General features: G+C 72.9%; 5 protein-coding genes and 1 pseudogene. 5 read left to right on the top strand and 1 reads right to left on the bottom strand.

Translation table 11 applies throughout. The features are described 5' to 3' along the window. Window positions 1-703 (top strand): annotated as a pseudogene (locus D8M35_RS16690) (ABC transporter permease); the annotation flags it as partial. Between the two features lie 142 nt (window positions 704-845). Continuing rightward, window positions 846-1106 carry a DUF3039 domain-containing protein gene (locus D8M35_RS15270; protein ID WP_111228526.1) on the top strand — a complete coding sequence of 87 codons (261 nt, stop codon included), beginning with the start codon at window positions 846-848 and terminating at the stop codon, window positions 1104-1106. A 4-nt stretch (window positions 1107-1110) separates the two neighbouring features. Here the strand turns inward: D8M35_RS15270 and D8M35_RS15265 are convergent, their stop codons facing one another. Then, window positions 1111-2400, bottom strand: coding sequence for a nicotinate phosphoribosyltransferase (locus tag D8M35_RS15265; protein WP_126892599.1), 1290 nt, complete (start codon window positions 2398-2400; stop codon window positions 1111-1113). A 759-nt stretch (window positions 2401-3159) separates the two neighbouring features. Here D8M35_RS15265 and murI point away from each other — a divergent pair. The 3 genes from murI to rdgB are packed head-to-tail and all read left to right on the top strand — an operon-like array spanning window position 3160 to window position 5323. Continuing rightward, window positions 3160-4005 (top strand): glutamate racemase, encoded by an 846-nt coding sequence (gene murI, locus D8M35_RS15260; RefSeq protein WP_126892598.1) that lies wholly within the window; start codon window positions 3160-3162, stop codon window positions 4003-4005. After that, window positions 4002-4733 carry a ribonuclease PH gene (gene rph, locus D8M35_RS15255; RefSeq protein WP_126892597.1) on the top strand — a complete coding sequence of 244 codons (732 nt, stop codon included), beginning with the start codon at window positions 4002-4004 and terminating at the stop codon, window positions 4731-4733. Before murI ends, rph begins: the two co-directional genes overlap by 4 nt. Next, on the top strand, window positions 4730-5323 hold the full coding sequence (gene rdgB / locus D8M35_RS15250; protein ID WP_126892596.1) for an RdgB/HAM1 family non-canonical purine NTP pyrophosphatase: 594 nt from the start codon (window positions 4730-4732) through the stop codon (window positions 5321-5323). Before rph ends, rdgB begins: the two co-directional genes overlap by 4 nt. Window positions 5324-5492: the final 169 nt, after the last annotated feature.

The following is a 5492-nucleotide window of genomic DNA, read 5'->3' as shown; positions in this document are numbered from 1 at the left end:
CCGCGCGCTCACCTACTGGGGCCGCGACCCGCGCTACCGGATGTCCTACCTCGTCATCCTGTTCGTCCCGCTCGTCGTGCTCCCGCTCGGGGTGGCGGGCGTGCCGTGGCACCTGACCGCGCTCGTCCCGCTCCCGCTGATGGCGCTCATCGCCGGGTTCCTGCCGCACAACGACGTCTCCTACGACAACACCGCGGTCTGGCTGCACGTCGCGTCGGGTGCTCCCGGGTGGAGCGACCGGCTCGGACGCCTCGTGCCCCTGCTGGTCGTCGGTCTGCCGCTCGTGGTGGCCGGTGCTGCCGTGTCCGCCGCGCTCTCCGGCGACCCCACCGCCTTCCCGGTACTCACGGGGATCGCGGTCGGCGCGCTGCTGGCCGGCCTCGGCCTGTCGAGCGTCGTCTCCGTCCTGCTGCCCTACCCGACGGTCCGTCCGGGCGACCACCCGTTCCAGCAGCCGCAGGCCGCCGGCACGACCGCTGCGGTCGCGCAGACGACGATGATCCTCGGCATCCTGGCATCGCTCGTCCCCGCCGTCTGGCTCGCGGTGCTCACCGCCGTGGAGGGTCCGGACCCCTGGGCGACCGCGACGCTCCTCGTGGGCATCGCCGTGGGCGTCGTCGTCCTCGTGGTCGGCGTGGCGGTCGGCGGTCGGCTCTTCGACCGGCGCGGTCCCGACCTGCTCGCTGCGGCGCAGCGCAACTGAGCGACCGACGGCCGGGAGGCACGCGCCGGGTCCGTCACGTCGGTCCCGGTGGTGACGCACCGTCGGACGGGAGGCGCGTGGCGGGACCGCCCCGCGCCTCCCGTCCGTCGCGGCCCCGGCCGCATCGTCGTACCCTGGACGCATGAGCATGACGGAACCCGGCGGCGGCCTCGACGTGATGGACCGCGAGCTCGAGAAGCTCCTCGAGGAAGAGGCGATCGAGCCCGGCGACCACGAGCGGTTCTCGCACTACGTGAAGAAGGACAAGATCCTGCAGTCCGCGCTGTCCGGCAAGCCGGTCAAGGCGCTGTGCGGCAAGAAGTGGGTGCCCGGGCGCGACCCCGAGAAGTTCCCGGTGTGCCCCGACTGCAAGGCCATCTACGAGAAGATGAAGGCCGAGTAGGCCGCTAGATCACCAGGGTCGGGATCGCCGGGTCGCCACGCCCGATGCGGGACGCGTCCACCGGGAGCTCCGCCTTGGCGCGCTTGTGGTGCGCGCGAGCTGACTCGACGCCGGCGACCCCGAGGAACGCCGGGTCGACCTCGCCGTGCTCGACCACGGGGACGAGCAGGGGACGCTCGTCGGGGCCGACGCGACCCGACGTCAGGACCACCTCGGCGGTCGCGATGCCGTTGCGGAGGCGACGACCGGCCTCCTTGCGACCGCCGGTCGACGCCTTGTCCGCGGACTTCTTGGCGACGGGGACCCACTCGTCACCCGCCGGGGTCCGGTGCGCGACGAGCTTGAACACCATGCCCGCCGCCGGGTGGCCCGAGCCGGAGACGACGCTCGTGCCGACGCCGTAGGAGTCGACCGGTGCGGCGCGGAGGGCGGCGATCGTGTACTCGTCGAGGTCGTTCGTCACGGTGATCTTCGTGGCGGGTGCTCCGAGCCGGTCGAGCTGTGCCCGGACCGCGGCGACGACGCTCGGGAGGTCGCCGCTGTCGATGCGGACCGCGCCGAGTCGGCCGTTCGTCAGCCGGACGGCGGTCTCCACCGCCGCCTCGATGTCGTACGTGTCGACGAGCAGCGTGGTGCCGTCGCCGAGGGCGTCGAGCTGGGAGCGGAACGCGGCCTCCTCGGAGTCGTGCAGGAGCGTGAACGCGTGCGCGGCGGTGCCCATCGTCGGGATGCCCCAGGTGCGGCCGGCCTCGAGGTTGCTCGTCGCGCCGAAGCCCGCGATGTACGCGGCTCGGGCGGCGGCGACGGCGTTCCACTCACCGGTGCGGCGCGAGCCCATCTCGGCGAGCGGTCGGCCGTCGGCAGCGGACACCATGCGGGCGGCGGCGCCGGCGATGGCCGAGTCGGCGTTGAAGATGCTCAGCGCGAGGGTCTCGAGGACCACCGACTCGGCGAAGGTGCCCTCGACCTGGAGCACGGGGGAGTTGGGGAAGAACACCTCGCCCTCGCGGTAGGCGCGGATGTCACCCGTGAAGCGGTAGTCCGCCAACCAGCGGGCGGTGCCCTCGTCGATGACGTTGCGGTCGCGGAGGAAGCCGATCTCCTCGTCTCCGAACCGGAACTCGGTCAGCGCCGTGAGGAAGCGTCCGAGGCCCGCGGCGACCCCGTAGCGGCGGCCGTCCGGCAGGCGACGGGCGAACACCTCGAACACGCAGCGTCGATCGGCGGTGCCGTCCTTGAGGGCGGCGTCCACCATGGTGAGTTCGTACTGGTCTGTGAGGAGCGCGCTGGTCACGCCTCCGACACTAGTGACGTCGTGGTGCGGAAGCGCGGAGCGGGTGTGCGGGGCGGGTGCGTGGGGGCTCGCGCCGTCGGTGGGGGCGTGGCGAGCGGGTGTGGGTGGTCGCGAGCGGGTGGAACCTGCCGCGCCCGCTCGGCGAGTGGGCGGAAGCGGCGCGACGCGGTGTCGGTCCGGACCGCTTCCGCCCGGTCGGCGAGTGGGCAGAAGCGGCGCGACGCGGTGTCGGTCCGGACCGGTTCCGCCCGCTCGGCAACGAGGGGAGGCGACCGCGCGACCCGGTGGCCGTGCGTGCCGGGGCTGGGTGGTGCCTCCCGGCCGGTGCGGTCCACGGATTGCCGGCGTCTGGCGTGAGCGGAGCGTGAGCGGGCTGAACCTGCACGCGCCCGCGCGTGGACCGACTCGTTCCGCCCGTTCGTGGGGGAAATCGGCGGGTGGAGGGTGGCGAGCGGGCGGAAGCTCCAGAGAGTGCGGATGTGGGTGGCGTGTTCCGCCCGTTCGTGGGAGGAGGAGGGCGCGCGCGCGGTCTCGGGGACGGTGGCGAACGGGCGGAAGCCGTCCGGGAGCGGGACGAGGGCGGTGGGTTCCGCCCGTTCGTGAGAGGAGGAGGGGTGTGCGCTCGGGCACCTCGTTGAGCGGGCGGAACCGGCGCGGGGCGCGGAAGCGGGTGGTGGATTCCGCCCGCTAGGGGAGGGGAGCGCGAAGGGAGCGGGGCAGGCGCGGGGCCGGGCGGGTGCGGCTCGGTACGCTGGTGGGGTGACGGATGCACCGATCGGAGTCTTCGACAGCGGCGTCGGTGGGCTGACGGTCGCGCGGGCGATCATCGACCAGCTGCCGCGCGAGAGCATCCGGTACGTCGGGGACACCGTGCACTCGCCCTACGGCCCGAAGCCGATCGCCGACGTCCGGCGGTACGCGCTCGAGGTGATGGACGACCTCGTCGACCAGGGCGTGAAGGCGCTCGTCATCGCGTGCAACACCGCGTCCTCCGCCGTGCTCCGCGATGCCCGGGAACGCTACGAGCAGGCGTACGGCATCCCCGTCGTCGAGGTGATCCAGCCGGCTGCCCGCGCGGCCGTGAAGCAGACCCGCACCGGACGCATCGGGGTGATCGGCACGGTGGGGACCATCGCCTCGCGGGCCTACGAGGACGCCTTCGCCGTGGCCGCCGACGTCACCCTGTCCCTCGCCGCGTGCCCGCGCTTCGTCGAGTTCGTCGAGGCGGGGGACACCTCGTCGCCGGCGCTGCGCGAGGTCGCGGCGCAGTACCTCGCCCCGATCCGCGAGGCGGACGTCGACACGCTCGTGCTCGGCTGCACCCACTACCCGCTGATGTCCGCGGCGATCCAGTACGTGATGGGCCCGGACGTCACGCTGGTGTCGAGTGCCGAGGAGACCGCGAACGACGTCTACCGCCGACTCGTGGAGCACGGGCTCGAACGCACCATCCCGGAGCCGCCGACGTACGCGTTCGAGGCCACCGGTGACGACAAGAACGGCTTCATCCGGCTCGCCCGGCGCTTCCTCGGTCCCGAGGTCTCGAGCGTCGGACACCTCCAGACCGGGGCGATCACGCTGCCCCGAACCGAAAGGACCCCATGAGCACCCGCATCGACGGCCGCAGCGCCTCCGACCACCGTCCGGTCAGCATCGAGCGGGGGTGGAGCGCGCAGGCCGAGGGCAGCGCGCTCATCTCGTTCGGCAACACGAAGGTGCTGTGCACGGCGTCCTTCACGAACGGCGTCCCGCGCTGGATGGCCGGCAAGGGCACCGGGTGGGTCACCGCCGAGTACTCGATGCTGCCGCGGTCGACGAACGAGCGCATGCAGCGCGAGTCGATCAAGGGCAAGGTCGGTGGACGGACCCACGAGATCTCGCGGCTGATCGGCCGGTCCCTGCGTGCAGTGGTCGACATGAAGGGCCTCGGCGAGAACACCCTCGTCCTCGACTGCGACGTGCTGCAGGCCGACGGCGGCACGCGGACGGCGTCGATCACCGGCGCCTACGTCGCGATGGCGGACGCCATCGAGTGGGGCCGCGACAAGGGCTTCATCGCGAAGAAGGCGACGCCGCTCACCGACAGCGTGCAGGCCATCTCGGTCGGCATCGTCAAGGGGGAGCCGATGCTCGACCTGGCGTACACCGAGGACTCCGCGGCCGACACCGACATGAACATCGTGACGACCGGCTCCGGCAAGTTCATCGAGGTGCAGGGCACCGCCGAGCACGCACCGTTCGACCGCGACGAGCTGAACACGCTGCTCGACCTCGGCCTCGCGGGCAACCGGTCGCTCGCGGCGATCCAGCGCGACGTGCTGGGCCTCGCGTGACCGGGCGCACCGTCGTCCTGGCGACGCACAACCAGGGCAAGGTCGTCGAGCTGCGCGGGATCCTCGGCGAGGCGCTCGGCGAGGGGGTCGAGCTCGTCGGGTACGACGGTCCGGAGCCCGTCGAGGACGGCGACACCTACGCGGCGAACGCGCTCATCAAGGCACGTGCGGCAGTGGCGCACACCGGGCTGCCGGCGCTCGCCGACGACTCCGGGATCGCGGTCGACGCACTCGGTGGGGCGCCCGGTATCCACTCCGCCCGGTACGCCGGGACGCGGGTGGACGCGGACAACATCGCGCTCCTGCTCCACGAGCTCGAGGGCGTGGTCGAGCGCACCGCCGCCTTCGTCTGCGCGGCGGCGTTCGTCACGCCGGACGGCACCGAGCACCTGTTCGAGGCCGTCTGGAACGGTGCGGTCCTGACGGAGCCGGTCGGGGACGGCGGGCACGGGTACGACCCGGTGTTCCAGCCCGACGACGCCGACCGTTCGGCAGCGCAGCTCACGCGCGACGAGAAGAACGCGCTGTCCCACCGGTCGAAGGCGTTCCGGGGGATCGCGCCGATCGTGCGGGAGTACTTCGGGGTCTGACGCGGCGAGGCGCGCGGGACCCCGCACAACGAACGGCACCTCGCGCCACGGAACTCCGTGGCGCGAGGTGCCTTCGGTTGTGCGGCGGCACGAGATGCCGCGCGCCGACCGACCCGGGCGCCGACGGCGGCACGAGATGCCGCGCGCCGACCGACCCCGGCGCCGACCG

The sequence above is a fragment of the Curtobacterium sp. HSID17257 genome (assembly GCF_003989515.1).
In the GTDB taxonomy this organism is placed as follows: domain Bacteria; phylum Actinomycetota; class Actinomycetes; order Actinomycetales; family Microbacteriaceae; genus Curtobacterium.
The sequence above is the reverse complement of the archived record's forward strand: the minus strand, read 5'-3'. Positions and strand labels throughout refer to the sequence as shown.

Excerpts from the sequence above, each read along its gene's own strand:
- rph (WP_126892597.1), top strand. The coding sequence starts at position 4,002 with ATGAGCACCCGCATCGACGGCCGCAGCGCCTCCGACCACCGTCCGGTC.
- D8M35_RS15270 (WP_111228526.1), top strand. The coding sequence starts at position 846 with ATGAGCATGACGGAACCCGGCGGCGGCCTCGACGTGATGGACCGCGAG.